The following is a 2,562-nucleotide window of genomic DNA, read 5'->3' on the forward strand; positions in this document are numbered from 1 at the left end:
GTAGGCGAAAACAGTATGAAAGAACTAAGTGTACGACAAGTAGGGCGGGACACGTGAAATCCTGTCTGAAGATGGGGGGACCATCCTCCAAGGCTAAATACTCGTGATCGACCGATAGTGAACCAGTACCGTGAGGGAAAGGTGAAAAGAACCCCGGGAGGGGAGTGAAATAGATCCTGAAACCGCATGCATACAAACAGTCGGAGCCTCGTAAGGGGTGACGGCGTACCTTTTGTATAATGGGTCAGCGACTTACGTTCAGTAGCAAGCTTAACCGTATAGGGCAGGCGTAGCGAAAGCGAGTCCGAATAGGGCGTTCAGTTGCTGGGCGTAGACCCGAAACCAAGTGATCTATCCATGGCCAGGATGAAGGTGCGGTAACACGTACTGGAGGTCCGAACCCACTAACGTTGAAAAGTTAGGGGATGAGCTGTGGATAGGGGTGAAAGGCTAAACAAACTTGGAAATAGCTGGTTCTCTCCGAAAACTATTTAGGTAGTGCCTCGTGTCTCACCTTCGGGGGTAGAGCACTGTCATGGTTGGGGGGTCTATTGCAGATTACCCCGCCATAGCAAACTCCGAATACCGAAGAGTGCAATCACGGGAGACAGACATCGGGTGCTAACGTCCGGTGTCAAGAGGGAAACAACCCAGACCGCCAGCTAAGGTCCCCAAATATAGCTAAGTGGGAAACGAAGTGGGAAGGCTAAAACAGTCAGGAGGTTGGCTTAGAAGCAGCCACCCTTTAAAGAAAGCGTAATAGCTCACTGATCGAGTCGTCCTGCGCGGAAGATGTAACGGGGCTAAGCTATATACCGAAGCTGCGGATGCGAGCTATGCTCGCATGGTAGGAGAGCGTTCCGTAAGCCTGCGAAGGTGCGTTGAAAAGCGTGCTGGAGGTATCGGAAGTGCGAATGCTGACATGAGTAGCGATAAAGGGGGTGAAAGGCCCCCTCGCCGTAAGCCCAAGGTTTCCTACGCAACGTTCATCGGCGTAGGGTGAGTCGGCCCCTAAGGCGAGGCAGAAATGCGTAGCTGATGGGAAGCAGGTCAATATTCCTGCACCATTGTTAGATGCGATGGGGGGACGGATCGCGGAAGGTTGTCCGGGTGTTGGAAGTCCCGGTCGCTGCATTGGAGAAGGCACTTAGGCAAATCCGGGTGCGTAATTCAAGGGTGTGGCGCGAGCTCCCTCGGGAGCGAAGCAATTGGAAGTGGTTCCAAGAAAAGCCTCTAAGCTTCAGTCTAACGATGACCGTACCGCAAACCGACACAGGTGGGCGAGATGAGTATTCTAAGGCGCTTGAGAGAACTCGGGAGAAGGAACTCGGCAAATTGGTACCGTAACTTCGGGATAAGGTACGCCCTTGTAGCTTGACTGGCTTGCGCCAGGAGGGTGAAGGGGTTGCAATAAACTGGTGGCTGCGACTGTTTAATAAAAACACAGCACTCTGCAAACACGAAAGTGGACGTATAGGGTGTGACGCCTGCCCGGTGCCGGAAGATTAAATGATGGGGTGCAAGCTCTTGATTGAAGTCCCGGTAAACGGCGGCCGTAACTATAACGGTCCTAAGGTAGCGAAATTCCTTGTCGGGTAAGTTCCGACCTGCACGAATGGCGTAACGATGGCCACACTGTCTCCTCCCGAGACTCAGCGAAGTTGAAGTGTTTGTGATGATGCAATCTACCCGCGGCTAGACGGAAAGACCCCATGAACCTTTACTGTAGCTTTGCATTGGACTTTGAACCGATCTGTGTAGGATAGGTGGGAGGCTATGAAACCGGAACGCTAGTTTCGGTGGAGCCGTCCTTGAAATACCACCCTGGTTTGTTTGAGGTTCTAACCTTGGCCCGTGATCCGGGTCGGGGACAGTGCATGGTAGGCAGTTTGACTGGGGCGGTCTCCTCCCAAAGCGTAACGGAGGAGTACGAAGGTACGCTAGGTACGGTCGGAAATCGTGCTGATAGTGCAATGGCATAAGCGTGCTTAACTGCGAGACCGACAAGTCGAGCAGGTGCGAAAGCAGGTCATAGTGATCCGGTGGTTCTGTATGGAAGGGCCATCGCTCAACGGATAAAAGGTACTCTGGGGATAACAGGCTGATACCGCCCAAGAGTTCATATCGACGGCGGTGTTTGGCACCTCGATGTCGGCTCATCTCATCCTGGGGCTGTAGCCGGTCCCAAGGGTATGGCTGTTCGCCATTTAAAGAGGTACGTGAGCTGGGTTTAAAACGTCGTGAGACAGTTTGGTCCCTATCTGCCGTGGGCGTTGGATATTTGAAGGGGGCTGCTCCTAGTACGAGAGGACCGGAGTGGACGAACCTCTGGTGTACCGGTTGTCACGCCAGTGGCATCGCCGGGTAGCTATGTTCGGAAGAGATAACCGCTGAAAGCATCTAAGCGGGAAACTCGCCTTAAGATGAGATATCCCTGGGGACTAGATCCCCTTGAAGGGTCGTTCGAGACCAGGACGTTGATAGGTCAGGTGTGTAAGCGCAGTAATGCGTTCAGCTAACTGATACTAATTGCCCGTAAGGCTTGATCCTATAACAAGTCTG

At 52.9% G+C, this 2,562-nt stretch carries 1 rRNA gene; it reads left to right on the forward strand.

The features are described from left to right. A 23S ribosomal RNA gene (locus SB786_RS35410) occupies window positions 1-2,550 on the forward strand; the annotation flags it as partial. Window positions 2,551-2,562: the final 12 nt, after the last annotated feature.

Source organism: Burkholderia sp. SIMBA_062 (assembly GCF_046534765.1).
GTDB classification, from domain to species: Bacteria; Pseudomonadota; Gammaproteobacteria; order Burkholderiales; family Burkholderiaceae; genus Burkholderia; species Burkholderia ambifaria.